General features: G+C 33.5%; 18 protein-coding genes and 2 pseudogenes. 13 read left to right on the top strand and 7 right to left on the bottom strand.

Annotated elements, in window-relative coordinates; all coding sequences use genetic code 11:
* A complete protein-coding gene (locus MKX66_RS08115; protein WP_061688774.1) occupies positions 1-1,005 on the top strand; it encodes an ABC transporter permease in 1,005 nt (334 codons plus the stop codon).
* 44 nt (positions 1,006-1,049) lie between these two features.
* Here MKX66_RS08115 and MKX66_RS08110 read toward each other — a convergent pair whose 3' ends face one another.
* Both MKX66_RS08110 and MKX66_RS08105 read right to left on the bottom strand, forming a co-directional pair.
* Positions 1,050-2,750, bottom strand: a complete 1,701-nt coding sequence (locus MKX66_RS08110) for a pyruvate oxidase (RefSeq protein ID WP_002136230.1) — start codon at positions 2,748-2,750, stop codon at positions 1,050-1,052.
* Between the two features lie 82 nt (positions 2,751-2,832).
* Positions 2,833-3,570, bottom strand: a complete 738-nt coding sequence (locus tag MKX66_RS08105; protein ID WP_193653609.1) for a ZIP family metal transporter — start codon at positions 3,568-3,570, stop codon at positions 2,833-2,835.
* Positions 3,571-3,677: 107 nt separating this feature from the next.
* Between MKX66_RS08105 and MKX66_RS08100 the strand changes: the two are divergent.
* Positions 3,678-4,043, top strand: a pseudogene (locus tag MKX66_RS08100) (SAM-dependent methyltransferase); the annotation flags it as partial.
* 349 nt (positions 4,044-4,392) lie between these two features.
* Entirely contained in the window at positions 4,393-5,091 is a 699-nt protein-coding gene (locus MKX66_RS08095; protein WP_256485151.1) for a DUF7003 family protein, read from the top strand.
* Positions 5,092-5,102: 11 nt separating this feature from the next.
* On the opposite strand, the pseudogene MKX66_RS08090 reads toward MKX66_RS08095, so the two are convergent.
* Positions 5,103-5,204 (bottom strand): annotated as a pseudogene (locus tag MKX66_RS08090) (ArsR/SmtB family transcription factor); the annotation flags it as partial.
* 473 nt (positions 5,205-5,677) lie between these two features.
* Here MKX66_RS08090 and MKX66_RS08085 point away from each other — a divergent pair.
* Together MKX66_RS08085 and MKX66_RS08080 are read left to right on the top strand one after the other, a co-directional pair.
* On the top strand, positions 5,678-6,991 hold the full coding sequence (locus tag MKX66_RS08085) for a hemolysin family protein (protein ID WP_016092639.1): 1,314 nt from the start codon (positions 5,678-5,680) through the stop codon (positions 6,989-6,991).
* A gap of 390 nt (positions 6,992-7,381) precedes the next feature.
* Complete coding sequence (locus tag MKX66_RS08080; protein ID WP_326996792.1) at positions 7,382-8,248, top strand: MBL fold metallo-hydrolase; 867 nt, start codon at positions 7,382-7,384, stop codon at positions 8,246-8,248.
* Positions 8,249-8,436: 188 nt separating this feature from the next.
* Here MKX66_RS08080 and MKX66_RS08075 read toward each other — a convergent pair whose 3' ends face one another.
* Both MKX66_RS08075 and MKX66_RS08070 read right to left on the bottom strand, forming a co-directional pair.
* Positions 8,437-9,378, bottom strand: a complete 942-nt coding sequence (locus MKX66_RS08075; protein WP_341085899.1) for a nucleoside hydrolase — start codon at positions 9,376-9,378, stop codon at positions 8,437-8,439.
* A gap of 33 nt (positions 9,379-9,411) precedes the next feature.
* Positions 9,412-10,014: a DUF2441 domain-containing protein gene (locus MKX66_RS08070; protein ID WP_016102044.1), complete on the bottom strand. Its 603-nt coding sequence runs from the start codon at positions 10,012-10,014 to the stop codon at positions 9,412-9,414.
* 111 nt (positions 10,015-10,125) lie between these two features.
* Here MKX66_RS08070 and MKX66_RS08065 point away from each other — a divergent pair, with 111 nt between their 5' ends.
* The 6 genes from MKX66_RS08065 to MKX66_RS08040 all read left to right on the top strand — a co-directional run bounded on the left by MKX66_RS08065 (position 10,126) and on the right by MKX66_RS08040 (position 13,195).
* Positions 10,126-10,362, top strand: a complete 237-nt coding sequence (locus tag MKX66_RS08065; RefSeq protein WP_341087682.1) for a hypothetical protein — start codon at positions 10,126-10,128, stop codon at positions 10,360-10,362.
* Positions 10,280-10,729, top strand: a complete 450-nt coding sequence (locus tag MKX66_RS08060; protein WP_341087630.1) for a DUF2798 domain-containing protein — start codon at positions 10,280-10,282, stop codon at positions 10,727-10,729. Before MKX66_RS08065 ends, MKX66_RS08060 begins: the two co-directional genes overlap by 83 nt.
* Before the next feature lie 181 nt (positions 10,730-10,910).
* Positions 10,911-11,336, top strand: a complete 426-nt coding sequence (locus tag MKX66_RS08055) for a DMT family transporter (RefSeq protein ID WP_341085898.1) — start codon at positions 10,911-10,913, stop codon at positions 11,334-11,336.
* Between the two features lie 18 nt (positions 11,337-11,354).
* Positions 11,355-12,047: a Crp/Fnr family transcriptional regulator gene (locus MKX66_RS08050; RefSeq protein WP_341085897.1), complete on the top strand. Its 693-nt coding sequence runs from the start codon at positions 11,355-11,357 to the stop codon at positions 12,045-12,047.
* A 19-nt stretch (positions 12,048-12,066) separates the two neighbouring features.
* Positions 12,067-12,537, top strand: a complete 471-nt coding sequence (locus tag MKX66_RS08045) for a DMT family transporter (protein WP_012260918.1) — start codon at positions 12,067-12,069, stop codon at positions 12,535-12,537.
* Positions 12,538-12,691: 154 nt separating this feature from the next.
* Positions 12,692-13,195, top strand: coding sequence for a GNAT family N-acetyltransferase (locus MKX66_RS08040; protein WP_016102041.1), 504 nt, complete (start codon positions 12,692-12,694; stop codon positions 13,193-13,195).
* Positions 13,196-13,571: 376 nt separating this feature from the next.
* Here MKX66_RS08040 and MKX66_RS08035 read toward each other — a convergent pair whose 3' ends face one another.
* Positions 13,572-14,393 (bottom strand): class I SAM-dependent methyltransferase, encoded by an 822-nt coding sequence (locus MKX66_RS08035; RefSeq protein WP_341085896.1) that lies wholly within the window; start codon positions 14,391-14,393, stop codon positions 13,572-13,574.
* A gap of 45 nt (positions 14,394-14,438) precedes the next feature.
* On the bottom strand, positions 14,439-14,879 hold the full coding sequence (locus MKX66_RS08030; RefSeq protein WP_341085895.1) for a MarR family winged helix-turn-helix transcriptional regulator: 441 nt from the start codon (positions 14,877-14,879) through the stop codon (positions 14,439-14,441).
* A gap of 672 nt (positions 14,880-15,551) precedes the next feature.
* Between MKX66_RS08030 and MKX66_RS08025 the strand changes: the two genes are divergently transcribed.
* Together MKX66_RS08025 and MKX66_RS08020 are read left to right on the top strand one after the other, a co-directional pair.
* Entirely contained in the window at positions 15,552-15,959 is a 408-nt protein-coding gene (locus tag MKX66_RS08025; RefSeq protein ID WP_002031872.1) for a GNAT family N-acetyltransferase, read from the top strand.
* Between the two features lie 82 nt (positions 15,960-16,041).
* Positions 16,042-16,695 (top strand): MBL fold metallo-hydrolase, encoded by a 654-nt coding sequence (locus tag MKX66_RS08020; protein ID WP_002031870.1) that lies wholly within the window; start codon positions 16,042-16,044, stop codon positions 16,693-16,695.
* Positions 16,696-16,704: the final 9 nt, after the last annotated feature.

The following is a 16,704-nucleotide window of genomic DNA, read 5'->3' as shown; positions in this document are numbered from 1 at the left end:
ATGTGGCAAGTTGTAAAAAGAGATGTGAGATTTTGGCTAGGTGTTACTTTTTTGAGTGTACTAATGATTGTTAGTATTGGGAATACGCTGTTTTTCGATGGGAATATTCGTGAACTAACGATGATGTATAACGAAAAAGGAGAATTAGAGGCTGCTCCGTTTTCACCGTCGAGTAAATTTTGGTTTGGAACTGATGAGAAAGGCCGTGACCTGTTCCAGTTAATAATAGAAGGAGCGAAATGGACAGTTGGTGCAAGTGTCGTTATCGCAGTTTTACGTGTAGTAATTGGAGGAGCTATTGGTTTATTACTTGGTATGTACAGTAAACGCTCATTTCCAGTAATCTCATCTTTTTTTGATCCGTTTAGTATTGTACCAATGATTATGATTTCCTATTTTATGTTAAATGCAGTTTTAATGTTCGAAAGTGGAGAGGCTGCTGCTCCGTTTCATTTACGGGTTGCGTTTCAAATTATAGTTCTTGCGTGCCTTGCTGTACCGACTGTTATGTTATACGTGGCGCAAGAAGTAAAACGTATTAAGAATGAAGAATTTATGTTGGCGGCCACTGTGCTAGGCGGAAGTAAGTGGCAGAGGTTGAGACGCCATGTATGGCCGCATATGTTACCATCATTTCTTTTATTAGTAGCCCAGCAATTTGTAAGTACTTTATTACTCCTCTTGCATCTTGGTTTGTTGCGATTATTTTTTGGCGGAACAATAATTTTTGGCGGTATAGATGCAGATAGTGTAACAAAAGAATGGACAGGGTTAATTGGTCAAAACTTCCGTCACTTAACTACTCATACATGGATTGTACTTATACCAATCGCTTTCTATAGTATGACAATTTTGTCAGGAAATCTTATTAGTAATAGTATGCAAGATGCGATTAAATTAGGAAATGTTAGAAGAGCGAAACAGAAGAAGGAAGAGGTGAAAGTAGAGAAACAAATACAGCCTACCGTGAATGATTTTTCATTTCATAGAGAGGTACAAAAATAAAGAAAGATAGCTGAAGACAAATTGTTTTCAGCTATCTTTTTTGTTTAAAGTGGTGGTAAATCAATCTTACCTTCTTCAAATAATTCCTTTATCATATGTTTCGTATAACCAGCTGCTTGACCAAATGTGATTTTTGCTGGCATTGGTGCTTCATTTACATCTACAACTACATCAATAATGCATGGTTTACTTTGTTTTACCGCATTTTCAAAGGCAGGAAGTAAGTCATCTAACTGTTCTACACGGTATCCAATACCACCGCACGCCTCTGCGTATTTTGCGAAATCAGGATTCGTTAAGTCTGTACCAAATTCAATATTCCCCATAACTTCTTGTTCAAATTTAATCATAGCAATTTTATTATTGTTTAATACAATGACAACGATTGGTAGTTTATATTTAACAGCTGTTACGAAATCGTTCATTGTCATTCCGAATCCGCCGTCACCACAAACTGCAAACACTTGTTTATCCGGGAAAGCAATTTGTCCAGCAAGTGCACCAGGTAAACCGCAGCCAAGTGTTGCAAGCCAACTAGAAATGATAAATTTCTGGTTTGTCATACGGAAGTGCCTTGCAGTCCATACTGTTACATTTCCGACATCGACTGAAAGAATTGCGTCATCTTCTGCTACTTTCTGCAGTGCATGCATAACTCGTTGTGGTTTAATTGGAGTAGAAGAATCTTCTTCTTGAGTGTGTAATTTTTCTTCCCACTTTTTCATCATTTCTTGATGATGCTCTAAGAAGGAATGATCCTCGTGTTTTTCTACATTTTCAATTAACCATTTTAATGTTTTATCAGCATCACCAGCTAAGCCGATATCTGTCGTATAACGTTTCCCGATTTGTGCAGGGTCTGTATCAATATGAAGTGTTTTTGCTTTTTCGGGTAAGAAACCAGTGAACGGATAAGAAGTACCAACCATAATTAAAGTATCTGCATGCTTCATTGCTTCATAAGAAGGTTTCGTCCCGATTAATCCTAATCCACCGATACAAAGAGGGTGTTCATCAGGAACAATCCCTTTAGCTGGTAATGTAAGTACGATTGGAGCACCGATATGTTCTGCAAATGCAAGTAAAGACTCTCTCGCATGTTTAGCTCCTTTTCCGGCTAAAATAACAGGTTTTTTCGCTTCATTAAGTGCGAGTTTCGCTACAGCTAAATCTTCTTCTTGCGGAAATATTTCTGGTAATGTAAAGGAAGAGTTTGTAATGCGCGCACCATTTTTTACTTCAAATTTTGGAACATCATCTGGAATTGTAAGAACAGAGACACCTTTTTTTGTATATGCCATTCGAATCGCTTGATTCACTACAGCAGGTAACTGTTCAGCTGACATTATTCGTTGGTTATAAACCGCAACATCATCAAACATTCTTTCTAAGTTTACTTCTTGGAAAAAATCTGTTCCGAGTAAATCGCTTTCTACTTGTCCTGAAATTGCTAGTACAGGAGCTTGATCGAGTTTTGCATCGTATAAACCATTTAATAAATGAATCGCTCCAGGTCCTGCAATAGCCATACAAACACCAAGTTTTCCTGTTAATTTCGCATATGCTGCCGCTGCTAATGCGCCAGCTTCTTCATGGCGAACTTGAATAAATTTAATTTTATCTTGTTTTTTCCTTAAAGCTTCAATTATAGAATTGATGGAATCTCCAGGCATACCATATATGTGTTCTACACCCCAGTCAATTAAAAGATCCACTAATGCTTCACCGGCTGTTTTTCCAAACATAATCGTTCCTCCTTATAATAGGTAGATACTATTATGTTTTGGAGAAAAAGGGAAAATATACAAATGATATAACTTATTTGTTTTAATGATGTCCAGTGAAAAGAGTGAAGGCTATTATTAATAAAAATCCACTAATAGACCACGATAGAAACGGAAGGAGAGATAGCTGTTTTTTTGCTTTCCAAAGCATTTCGTGAATTGTGACATAGCCAAGAGAACCAATTGCGCTTCCCATAATAAGTCCTTGTAAATGGAGCGCTTTCCCGTCCATCATAATGCCAAAAACAGTACCGGTACCTAGGATAAGAGAAAGTAATAAAGTTGTTAATAAAAATGAAATATATTTATGTTTTGTAAAAAGAAATGGAATAATTAAAGCTAACCCTTCTGGAATATGGTGAATGACAATCGCAAGTAAGAAAGGAATGGCAGAGTCATTATGATTTATAAAAGCTGTACCTAACGCAAACCCACTCGGCATATTATGAATGAATATAGCAAAAGAAAGAAAAAGGAAGGTTTGCCATGCTTGTTGATCTTTCTTATGTATAATCGGATGATGACAATAGTTATCTAATAAGCTCATAACTAAAATACCGATAGCTATACCGAGCATAGGCCCAATTATTTCATAGCTTGAAAATGTTTCAGGAATAATTTCAAGTGATAAAAGCCCAAGCAAAATCCCACCACATAATGCGTATAAGCGATGCATCTTTTCTTCAATTAGTTGGCGTGTTGCTACTCCAACAGCACCTCCTAATAGTAATCCACCGAACGAAAAAAACGTAACGATTATAGGAATCCATAAACGTTCCATATCATCACACTCCAATTCTATCCCCTTGTTTTCAGCTTACTAATGGGGGAGGGAGATTAGTCCAAATTATTATGACCAATTATAGAGAAAAAACTGTAAATTCATTTAATGGTATATTCATATTTGATACACGTTTTCCGTCAAAGGAAGAATTAATACAACCATCTACAGAAGAATATTGGACAACTATTGCAGATGAAAAGGGAAGAAGATGTGATTTATATACTGAGATGAATTATGATTCAATTCAACAAATACAGCACTACATAACAACAAGAAGGTTTTATGAGGAGGATACGCTAGTAGAGGAACTGAAAACAACAATAGATCTTCGGTATACGTATCCGCAAGAATTAGAAAGATTACTTGTAGCGAATGGGTTTGAATTGTTACATATATATAATGATTGGGATCGGAATGAGTTGCAGGAGGATTGTTATTCTATGGTGGTAGTTTGCCAGAAGAAAAGATAGGGATGCTGATTGTTATATAGTAAGTTATTAGAAAAAATGATCAAACTGTATTTCACATTAACAATAGACTATGTGTCTTTGTTTTAATTGTAAGGAAGAATAAGAGGAGCTGCAGTGGAGTGCTATGGTGGGGACTGTGTATAAAGAAAATGAAGGGTAAGGTCATAATCAAATGTTGTTTACTGAGCCATTAGAGTTTTATATAATATGCAAATAAACAAAACTGGATGTTTGCCAGTTTAGAGGGACATAAAAAAATGTCCTGGTATTTAGATAATGTTTATGAGTTAAATAAAGAAAAACGAATGTAATAAAAATTTACTATACTAACTTTATGGAGAGTAATGTTATGAAAGCAGAAAAAACACTTGAAACACTAGATAGGTACGCGGAGGAGTTTGATTTTCCAGTACTTGATAACTATAATTTTGACTTAGCACAATCCAGAATATCTGTTTTTCGAGAGGAAGACAAGTGGCTCATTGTATTTGAGGTTGTGGGCGTTGATGCAAACCTTGAGATATCGAATAACTTCTATGTGTATAGTAATAGCATGAGACAGCAAGGATTCTTTTCATGTTTCGATGAAATCTTAACGCTTGTAAATGAAGAATATTGGTACGATGATGAAGATCATTTCCTTGTAGATCCTTTTCATATGGAGTTACTTTTGAAAGGAGAACGTATCACTTTAACACCAACTGTAGAAGAGTATAAGCGTTTAGGAATTGAAACTGATTCATTTCATCCTACCAAACTTATTCGTTTTTTAACTTCTAAATATAAGGAGAAATTCTGGGTAAATCCCTCGGACATATTAGATGAAGCCAATGCAGAATTTAAACCAAATCTATTTTATCAAACAGAAGAATGGGAACATCCTGATATAAGTGATGATCAAAAACCGAGTGAGAGCATATTCTTTCAAAGTTTAGCTAAAGCGATTGAATTAAATAATGTGAATTTGATAACTGTAGGGAAAGTAAATAATGATTGGACCAATTGGACATGGAGTGATTTTGAAAAACAAGAAGAGGATGACATTTAAATAAGAAACTGTTTTTCCCCACCTATGATACATTGAAGCATTTGTAACATTATTTTATCGGTAAAGCCATGTATGAACTTCGCTTTCACATCTAAATCATTTGAGTTGAACAATCGTATTAGTTATTATTAATATGTGTGTCAAAATATTTTAAAAAAAGATTGATAAATGTTTCTTCGCTTTATTTTTAATGTGAGAAGGAATGTAAATAATGAACAAAAAAATAATATAGTTAGTGGCAGCGAAGGAAATGTTATAGTGTTTGATGCACACATTAAGCGGTTTTATGTCACAGGAAAGAGAAGCTTTTTGTTTGAATTTCAGGGTATACAAAATGTAAACGTTGACTGGGATTTATTTCTCATGCTAACATATAGATAATTTAATCAAGGCGGTGGAAATGTATTGGACTCAGATGTTGACTCGGATAGGTGGCTAAATGACCTCGATTTTCTCAGAGTACCCCTCATCATTTTGAGAATGTAGATTTTATACAATCTCATGTCAATGTGTATGAAGTAGGTCTGGAAAGAGAAAATATATCAGGAGGTGAATCCTTTAGTTTCAAGGAAGCTAAGGGAATTAGTTGGACATATTTAATTTAATCATGGTAGTGGTTTTAATCGCATGTACTGCATTTTTCGTAGCAATTGAGTTTGCTATTGTAAAAGTAAGAGGATCAAAGATTGATCAATTTGTATTAGAAGGAAAGAAAGGTGCGCTGGCAGCTAAGAAAGTGACATCAAACTTGGATGAGTATTTGTCAGCTTGTCAATTAGGGATTACAGTTACAGCAATGGGACTCGGGGCACTAGGTGAACCAACGATTGAGAGACTTTTACATCCTTTATTTGATAAGTGGAACATCAATCCTTCCATTGCAGGTGTATTATCTTTAGGAATTGCTTTTACTATTATGACGTACTTACATGTTGTAGTTGGTGAATTAGCACCAAAAACATTCGCGATTCAAAAGGCTGAGAAGGTTACTTTATTACTTTCGGCTCCGCTTATCTGGTTCTACAAAATCATGTATCCGTTTATTCGCTTGTTAAATGGCTCTGCAAGGATGATAACAGGAATGTTCGGCTTAAAACCTGCATCAGAGCATGATGTAGCACATACAGAAGAAGAATTACGATTGATTCTTTCTGAAAGTTATGAACGTGGAGAAATTAATCAAGCTGAATACAAATATGTAAATAATATTTTTGAATTTGATAATCGTATTGCGAAAGAAATCATGGTCCCCCGTACAGAAATTATAGGGTTACATGTAGATAATTCTTTAGCAGACCATATGAAAATAATCCGTGATGAAAAGTATACACGTTACCCAGTATTTGGGGAAGATAAAGATGAAATCATTGGCATGGTGAATGTGAAAGACTTCTTTATTCGTTATATGAATAAGGAAACAAAAGAATTCAATTCTATTCAATCGTATACGCGTCCAGTAATTGAAGTAATTGAGACCATACCAATACATAATCTTTTACTACAAATGCAAAAGAAACGTATTCCGTTGGCTGTGTTATATGATGAATACGGCGGTACGGCTGGTATTGTAACCATTGAGGATATACTGGAAGAGATTGTAGGAGAAATACGTGATGAATACGATGAAGATGAGCGTCCGCCCATCCAGCAAATGAATGAAGGACATCTTGTCGTAGAAGGTAAAGTATTAATTAGCGAATTAAATGATTTACTAGGATTACATATGAATGATAGTGATGTTGACACGATTGGTGGTTGGATTCTGATGCAGAATTATGATATCCAGGAAGGGCAAACAGTGAATAGCGAAGGATATGCATTTAAAATTCTTTCTAAAGACCCTCACCAAATCAAACGTGTTGAAATACAAAAAGAAATGTTGGAAGCAGCAACTGTATAGTTGCTGCTTTTATTCAATTGATAACATGGTAGCCCTCCTCATTAAATTCATTGATTGATCAACTTTTTACCTGTTAACACATTACCGAAATAGGGCATGATTGGTTCCTTTGCATTCCAGGTTCAACACTCCTTCGATATTGTAAAATGTATCTCATTTATACAAATTGTAATATAATTTAAATGTAAATTCGTAGCGTAAAATAGATTAAAAGTAACAAATGTTGAGAAAGGATTCCCTTGTCAAAATTAGTATTTGTATTTCACTAGATAATAAAAAAGGTAGAATGATTTTATTTCTGACATTGTTATTTAATAGTAATCAAAATACAAAATAAAGAATTTTCTCGGCTGGAAATTGTTACACATTCATAAAATGGAGGCAATAGTTATGCAGCAAATTAAAAAAATAGGAAACTCATTTTGGTATATGACACCTGTTTCCGAGACCGATAGACCTATCTTAGGAATGGTAGTTGGAAAAGAAAAGACTTTGATGATAGATGCAGGTAATTCAGAAGCACATACACAATTGTTTTTAGAAATGCTAAAAGAGCAAAATATCTCAAATCCTGATTTTGTAGCATTAACGCATTGGCACTGGGATCATATTTTTGGATTACCTGTACTACAAGGTGCATTATCTATTGCGCATTCTGAAACGAAAAGAGAGATGCAGAAACTAGTTTCTTATAAATGGACAGATGACGCGTTGGACACACGAGTAAAAGAAGGCACAGAAATTGAATTTTGTGCGGACTGTATAAAAAAAGAGTTCAGTGAACAACCAAGAAATATTCAAATTATTCCGCCGACCTTAACCTTTCAGAAGCAACTTGAATTAGACCTTGGTGATGTGACATGTGTGTTAAAGCATGTGGGCGGAGACCATTCACATGACTCTGTTGTCATTTATATTAAAGAAGAAAAGATATTGTTTTTAGGAGATTGTATTTATGCAAATATTTTTTCTTCTAAGTGGAACTATACGACGAAACGAACGTTTAAACTGATACAAGAATTAGAGAAATTTGATGCCGAGACCTATATTCTTTCACATGGGGAAGCTATAGATCGAAATGAATTTTTGCGAGAGATTCGTTTATTAAAAACAGTAGGAACTTATACGGAAACTCATAAAGGCGATGAAGAGAAGATAAAGGCAGCATATAAACAAGAACTAGATAGAGAATTAAATGAAGATGAGCTAGAAACAATAACGTACTTTGTAAATGGTTATGAAATGGTTAATCTGTAAAACCTAACTCAAATCAGATTGAAGCTTATTCTGATTTGAATATAATTAAACTGTACAAAAAGAGTATTGAAAGTTAATTCAATACTCTTTTTAATAAGTAAATATTAAGTCGCAACCAATTTGAATTTTTTTGCAGGCTCATCATCTGAAGTTATACGACTTTATTTATTTTTCGTATAGATAGAATTTCAAGTAGAAGCTTTCTTTGCTAATTCAGTTATATAGTTGAAAAATACATCACGTTTTACATCATAAATGACATTTACTGGTCTTCCGTTAGCAGTTTCCACTGTACGTCCTTGGCTGGGTCCGTATGTATGAACGATACTAGTAATCGTTTTTGTTTTTGCAAGATCAGCTTTCCCAACAAACGCAGCAGTTAATACATCCCACAAATAGTAGGTAGAGTTAGTTGAAAAGTGAACGAGAGGGGGGACCATTGCATAGCATTGACCAAGGAAATCAACACCAATATACTTACGCTCTTTTGCCCACTGTTCACGTATGTCTATAGTTAGCGGAACCTGGTTTGTACTTTCTAGAGTTACTAAATCAATGATTATATTAGCATTCCAAACACGAGCTACTGCTTCGGGATCCCAAAATGAATTCCACTCGGCTGTTCCGTCATGTTCTGGCTCATGTACATTGCCTGCAGTACGAAATGTACCGCCCATCCAAACGAGACGTTCAATTTTATCTTCGATTATTGGAGATTCATATAGTGCACGAGCAAGGTCAGTCAGGGGCCCTGTAAATAATAAAGTTGTTTTTCCATCAGTTTGTAGAAGAGTCTCTATTATATGATGATGTGCAGGTTTTTTTGATGCAGGTGTAACAACTTTCCCAAACTCATTTAAAATTGGTAAAGCATCTACATAAAATGCATGCATCCGCCATTCTTTTGGAAATGGGTTTTTTCCACGAGAGTTGGACGCTGCTACCTCAATATTATTTTTGCCGAAGCGATCTATAATTTTACGACTGGCAGACATTGCTGGTTCTAAATAACAATCTGCAGGAATAACTGAAACACCTGTAAGTTCTACATTTTCCATCTGGAGTAGTAAAAATAGTGATATTAAATCATCTACACCACCATCATGATTGAAGTACACTTTTTTCATCATTTTAATCTCCATTCTTTAAAATTTAACCAGGAATTAAATTTTAATTGATGAAAAATCATCAATAATTTCCACCACTTCAATTCTCCCATTAATCAGTAACTCAGGAAGTTCATTTCTAACGTTTCCTTTCCAATACTCTCTAGCTTGTTCCATTTTTTGAGCGAAAGGAATACCATCTTCTTTCGGCAAAAGGTTTCCATCACCTTCAAAAGAACTTCCGATTACTCGTAGTTTAACAATCTGCAAAACTTCTCGATTATAAGAATCAAATAGCGCTTTCCATTTCAAAGCATCCTCATAGCTTTTGGAAGCATATAAGCAAGACAACCTTGAGGGATATTCAGGAAATTCTTGCAGTCTAACCATTTCTACAATCGTTTCTCTAACCGCTCTAATTGTTTGATCTATATAATTCAGAACTACTTTAGCATTTTCATTATTTATATGTAATTCCTCATTGATATAATGCCTTTTTAAAATTTGAATAGAGTCTTCATCATTAGAATTTAATTGTTCTCTTTCAAAAAAGAAGTGATAGAGGGTATTAGTTTGATTTTTGTCAAAGTGAATGATTTTTCCGATACTCATTGTTTTCCTTGTAACGATGTGATATGCGTAAAATTCTGCTTTATTCATGGTTATCCTCCTATTAGTAATTATCATATAATTCAATATTAAATTTAATAATTCAACATCAAAATATATAAAACCTTTGTAAGTAAAAAGTTATAAAGTGGGAGGATTGGAGTGAAGAGTGGAAGAAATGCACGTAAACGCTTTACAAATGTTCACAAAATGTTCACTTACGAAGGAGTTTCCAATATCGATATAATGACAAAGACTCAAAGAGAAGGGATGATGAAAATTGCCAACAACAAGAAAGGAAAACCTCCAATTTGGTATGATGATGTGCCTCGGGATGGTTATCGTTATGACGTTTTACAATTTATTAATGAATGGAGCAGGAGGACCAATTCATATTAAGGAAATCGCATTAGAACTAATAATTGGATTTATTATTGCGCTATTAATTGAAATATGTATCGTTGGACCGTGTGCGAAAAAGATTGTATTTGCATTACCATTTGATAAATCAAAAAAAGTAAACATGATTATTGCGATGGCAACAACAATGGTAATCGGAATGGTATTCTTTATGTCATTTTACGGAATGGCTATGATGTATTTACATAATGGGTTACATGGTGACTCATTCGCTTCAATTTATTTCTCGATTTTCATTAAAAATTTCATTATGGCGTACCCACTTCAATTAATAATAATGGGACCTCTTGTACGTTTCTTATTTGGAAAGTTTGTTTTGAAGAATAAAGCTGCTAATGTAGCGTAGTTTTAATTACTAAAATATTATATATGGATTAAATATTTTAAACACATCTCACATATTTTGAGATGTGTTTTTTCGTGTACATTACTAATTATTTTCATATCGATGTGACATTTGTCCTTTTGTCGTTGTAGTATTGTAGCTTTTAATTAAATCATAGATAGAAGATTAGGAGATGATTTTTTTGAAAGGTATTTTACTTTCAGTTTTTGGAGGAGTATTCATTACACTTCAAGGTACGTTTAATGCGAAACTTAGTTCAGATATCGGTATATGGTCGACGAGTATTATGACGCATTTAATTGGGTTTCTTATTGTAACAACTATATTTTTGTTAAAGAAAGAAGAGAAAGTAACGGATTTAAAGGGTGTAAAAAAAGTATATTTAGCAGCTGGCGCACTTGGTGGGTTGATTATTTGTGCGGAAACAATGGCGATATATTCAATGGGAGTTACATTAACAGCTGGAACACTTATGGTTGCTCAATTATTAACTGCTACTGTTATTGAAATGAAAGGATTATTTCATATAAAAAAGATACAAATGGAGAGATACCATATTGTGGGGACAATAGTAATGATTTTAGGTATTTTTGTGTTTAATATGTAAGGAAAGAAGGGACTGTAAGTGGATAATAAATCAGACTTAATTATTCAATATTTGAAAGCTTATAATATACTTGAAATTTTTTCAAGAATAAGTACTGACAATTTTCAAGTAAATCATTTTGAAAAAGGCAAGCTTATTTGCGATAAAGATGATGAAATTCATCGTTTATATTTTGTTATTAAAGGAAAAGTAAAAGTTTACACGATTACACCAGAAGGAAAGAAACTAATCCTTCGCTTTATCAATCCATTAGCAATTGTTGGTGATATTGAATTAATACAAAATAGCAAAGCACATAATGTTGTTGAAGCTTGTTCAGATGTTGTAGCAATCTCCATTTCTAATACAGTTATTAGAAATAAGTTATTACATGATCCTATATTTATGAAGTTCTTGCTTGAAAACATTGCGAACACGTTAAAAATATCGACTCGTTTTACAGCTCTAAATTTACTTTATCTGGTAGAAGTACGTGTAGCTAGTTATTTACTTTCGATTTCAACGGATAGTAATGGGAATATGTATAAAGAGGATTTAGATTCAACTTCTGTATCAAGTATTGCAGATTTTATAGGTGTAAGTTATAGGCATGTAATTCGAGTTTTACAAAAATTTTATAGTGAAAAATTAATTAAAAAGAAAAATGGAGTTATTGTAATTAAAGATTTTTCTAGAATGAAGGAAGTTGCTAAAGATAATATATATGAGTAATGAAAGGGAGAGAAGGGTTATGATTGGATTTAGTTTAGCTATATTAGCTGGAATATTAATTAGCTTACAATCTGTTTTTAATACGAAAGTGAATGAAATTGTAGGACAGTGGTTAACAACTGCATGTGTTCTTGGAATAGGTCTCATAAGTTCTGTTTTATTTCATATCATTACAGAGAAAAGTATAAGCGTTAACTTTTATACTGCAAATTATTTATTTTATATAAGTGGATTGTTTGGTATCGGATTAATTATTTGTATAATGGGTGCAATAAAGAGTTTAGGTCCAGCTTATACGGTGCTCATTAGCCTTATTACTCAATTAGTTGTTGCATTATGTGTTGATACATTTGGATTGTTTGGAATGGAGAGAGTACCTATACAAATAAATAAATTAATTGGTATAGGTCTATTAATTGTAGGGGTAGGAATTTTTAAAAATCTTTTTTCGAATAAGAAAGCTATTACTATAAATGAGGATAGGGTCTAAAGAATTTAAAGGAAAAAGGTGTTAATAATTAGAACATATACATTTAGGTGGTAGTAAATGAGCGATAAGGAGAGAAAATAAGTGATTCAGTACATGTTGGAAGATGGTGTACATTATATTATGAGTGCAGTGACATAACTAGGAGGTTTCCACTATGACAGCTTTATTTAAAGCTATGGAGTTCCAGCTGAAAACTGAACGACTTGATCTGAGTATGTGGGAGGAATCCGATTCAGTCTGGATGAGAAAATTAATTGGCGAACGTGGTGTGGATATGCCAACCCTTGACGCCGTTCGTAGCATGCTTATAGAGATGCGTAAGAGATCAGGCGAAAATGGCATTTCCCTTCTCACTATTCGCCGACGAGACGAAGGTGATTTCATCGGATACTGTGGCTTGATTATCGGTCGTTCCACACTGGAAGAGCCGGAGATCGCATACGAGTTGTTCCGCAGTGCTCATGGCAAAGGCTATGCGACTGAGGCAGCATCTGTTGTGCTGGACGCTGCGATTGCTACGGGGCGCCACAGACTTTGGTCGACTGTAGGCGCTTGGAATGTTGCGTCCTTCCGGGTGTTAGAAAAGATAGGATTTAAGAGGCATCACAGTACGTGGGACGAGCGCGGTGAGATTGTTTGGAACGTACGCGACCTTTAGAAATCCCGGACCTAACTCGAAACTATTGAAAAGGAGAAGAGGTCATTAGTTTGGGCAAGAATCCAGATAAAGATAAAATAACTGATTTATAATTCAAATAGTGACAAACTATAACTGAAGCATGTCCTCGAAAGAGGAGTGTTGCCTTCGCACCGAGGCTATGCCCTCCCCCAAAAACCAATCGAACGTTTCAAGTTATATATCTTTATTATACTGATTAAATTAAATATTTATTGTTTACTTATTTCATTCATTATGTAAATAAAAAAGGATAGTTAGCCCTCATAATGGACTAACTATCCTATAGATTATTATATGAATTTAATAAAATCGAGGTCTTCTTTTATATATGATTAATATATAAGCTATAGATTTATCATTTTTCAAACCGTATATGAACGAACTTCAACATCTTTATTAAATTTACAATCCGCATCATAATTCGTGTACTTCCATCCCAATCTTTATTTGTAGGTATATGTTTAAAGAAAGGGGAGTAGCTTAATATTTTTATGTTAGAAGACCACTTTTCTATTGTCTTTGGATTATTTACGTAAAAATACATCATAGCGCCGTTATTACCAGATTTTTTTACAGTAGCATTCGAAAGTGTCAGTGCGAACTTTGATTCGGCATCAAAATATAACTCTCCTCCAGGAAAACGTTTTGCCATAGCGACAAATATCTCCTTCAGTTCTTCTTCTTTAAAGTAATAAAACACACCTGCTGATATAAAAAGAATACCGTCTTTTGGATCATATTTTATATCGTTGAACCAAGAAGTGTCAAAAAATGATTTGGCAATGCTTATATTTCGTGGTGTATCTTCAATTAATGTTTTGCGGAAAGCGATCGCATCAGGCAAATCAAGGTTATACCACTGTATAGTACCGTTATCAATTCTTGAAAAAGTAGTGTCTAGTCCAGAACCGATATTTACTATAGTAGCATTCGGATGTTTTCTAATAAATTGTTTAATAGTATCGTCTATTTTTCTTGCACGGGTAATGTAAGTGATACATCCATATTCGCCAAATGTATCTGCTATTTTAGAAAAATCAAAGTCGCATTCTTTAATAATCCGAATAGCTTCCGTATCATCTAAAATATCCTTGTTTTTCTCACTACCATATGCTCGTCCCCATAGTGGAATAAGCATAGTACTTTGAACTGATTGTAAATCTATTTCTTTAACCATGAAACGTCCTCCATTTAATAATAAAAAAATATCATATATATATGATTAGTCGTTATTTAGCATTTTTGATAGCATTTTATTTGTTTTATACAGTCCGTAAGTTAAATCACGTTGATCTTCTTCACTGAGTTTTTCAAGATTACTAGTGAAATTATTATAAATTTGTTTCCATCTTTCATAATGTACTTTTTCAGCTTTACCTGTTAAGGAAATTAAAACAGCTCGTTTATCTACTGTATCTTGTTTTTTTACAATGTATCCGTTTTGCTCTAAATTACGAACGGTTACACTTAATTGTTGTTTAGGTATGTTTAAATAACTAGCAATCATTTTTAAATTTACAGCGACTTTTTGCTGGGCAATATACTCAATTATGTGTTGCTCTAAATGTGTAAATTCAGTGGATTTCTCTGATAATAATTTAAAAGTACCTGACATATTTAATAATAAATTCATGTATTCGTTTATTAATTCTTTATTAGTCATTATTTTTCGTGTCCTTTATCAATTTAGTAATTATTTTATTACTATTTTTACTTAAAATCAAATAATAACATTGATATTAGTAATTGTTTATTTACTAATATCAATGTTATTTAAATCGTGAGCGATGCATTAGAGGAAAAGTTAAAGTTTTTTATGAGCGGTGAGTAGAAAGATTATAAAATATTACTTTATACATAAAAAACTAATGAAGCCAATGTCTTTTTCAGTCATTATACTATTAATAATTTTATGGTAAAATCTTTTACATAATGAAATAAAGGGGTAGTATTCTATGGGTTATTTCTCAAATAGTTTATTAGTTTTGTTTGTTCTTATCGTATGTAGCTGTATGATTTTTAGTTGATAATATAATGATGGATTGATATAAAAGAAGGTATCTCACAAAGATGAGATACCTTCTTTTTCTTATAATTGTAATTTAGATTCAGTATTTGGTGATGGTTGAAATGTATATATTTTATACTCACCATTAGTTGATATATTAAACAAATATTAAATAGAGAAATATATATGGTACCAATCTTATTAAGTTCCTTATGTTTTTAAAGAGAAGGAGTTTCATTTTTTCTTATTGAAGTATTGTTCTAGTCAGTTTAACGACGGTCAAAATTTTTTTGGAATAAAACAAAAAGGATGATAGGGAGTATTTACATGAAAACTATTTTAAATTACACGATTGAACCCCCTAAAGATTTCAATGAATTATTAACTATGTATGAATCTTTAGGATGGAATTCTCTTGAATTATCGGTTAATGAGTTAGAGCAAATGTGTAAGCAAAGTTGGTATGTGATATATGCTTTTAAAGAGCAACAATTAATTGGGATGGGACGAGTAATATCAGATGGTGTAATAACGGGCATTATTTGCGGTGTATGTGTAATGCCAGAGTATCAGTCCATGGGCGTTGGAAAGGAAATAGTGGAACGATTAATCCGGCACTGTGAACAAAAACGAGTTATTCCACAACTTATGTGTGTTGAAGATTTAAAATATTACTATGAATCAATTGGATTTGAGGAATTTTCGATTGGTATGACGAAACATATTAAACGATAGCGAGGCTTTGTAATTTAGAATTACTTGTTTATCAGGCCAATTTTTAGATTTCAAAAATTTCATTATAAAGGAGAATAATGTTATGGAGATTGCTAAAGGGGTAGAGATGTTACATCTTGAATTTCAAGAGTATATTATTCACCCAATTCTTTTATGGGATGATGAAATGGCAGTTTTAATAGATACTGGATTTCCTGGACAAATTGAAGATATACGAATAGAAATGGGTAAGGTTGGAGTATCGTTTGATAAACTAAAAGCCGTGATTTTGACGCATCAAGATATAGATCATATAGGTAGTCTTCCTGAACTATTACAAAACTGTGGAAGTAATATAAAAGTCTATGCTCACGATCTAGATAAGCCATATATCGAGGGGGAGTTACCTTTGTTGAAGGATGCACAAGTACAGAATCCACCAAAAGGAAAAGTGGATGATACTTTGGTTGAAGGCCAAGAACTTCCATATTGCGGTGGTATTCTTATTATTCATACCCCAGGGCACACTCCTGGTCATATTAGTTTATATTTGAGACAAAGTAAAACTCTTATCGCTGGGGATTCAATGTATAGTGTAAACGGAATTTTAGGGGGAATTCATGCCCCAACTACTTTGGATATAAAAGAAGCGCAAAATTCTTTGAAGAAGTATTTAAATCTAGAAATTGATTCTGTAGTTTGTTACCATGGTGGATTAAGTAAGGGGAATATAAATGCACAAATTCAAGAGCTATAGATAAGAATT

This window comes from Bacillus sp. FSL R9-9530 (assembly GCF_038008145.1).
Taxonomy (GTDB): domain Bacteria; phylum Bacillota; class Bacilli; order Bacillales; family Bacillaceae_G; genus Bacillus_A; species Bacillus_A mycoides.
The sequence above is the reverse complement of the archived record's forward strand: the minus strand, read 5'-3'. Positions and strand labels throughout refer to the sequence as shown.